Below are 494 nucleotides of genomic sequence, written 5' to 3'. Positions count from 1 at the left end.
AACCAGCGGACGTTTTCGTCATTGCCGTTCCCACGCCGTTCGCGGAAGGGCACAAACCCGACCTTAGTTACGTCAAAGCAGCCGCGGTCTCGATCGTACCGGTGCTGAAATCGGGCGATCTCGTCATATTGGAATCGACCTCTCCCGTCGGCACCACAGACGAACTCTGCCGCTGGTTGGCGGAGGCAAGATCCGACCTGACCTTTCCCGATGAGCATGGCGACGCCGCTGATATCCGGATTGCCTATTGCCCCGAGCGCGTGCTTCCTGGCCGGGTGCTGCGCGAACTTGTCGAGAATGCGCGCGTAATCGGCGGTGTGAGCGAGGCCTGCGCCCGCAGGGCGACAGAGTTCTACCGAATATTCGTGCGCGGCGACTGCATCGGCACGGACGCACGCACTGCCGAGATGGTTAAGCTGACGGAGAATGCCTTCCGAGATGTAAACATCGCCTTCGCCAACGAGCTGTCTCTCATCTGCGACAAAGTTGGGGTG

The 494-nt window shown here is 60.5% G+C and carries 1 pseudogene; it reads left to right on the top strand.

What is annotated here, in order from left to right:
- Window positions 1-494: pseudogene (locus ACFHWW_RS34205) on the top strand (UDP-N-acetyl-D-mannosamine dehydrogenase); the annotation flags it as partial.

Origin of the sequence: Sinorhizobium sp. P24N7 (assembly GCF_042436655.1) — a bacterium.
Taxonomy (GTDB): domain Bacteria; phylum Pseudomonadota; class Alphaproteobacteria; order Rhizobiales; family Rhizobiaceae; genus Sinorhizobium; species Sinorhizobium meliloti_A.
The sequence above is the reverse complement of the archived record's forward strand: the minus strand, read 5'-3'. Positions and strand labels throughout refer to the sequence as shown.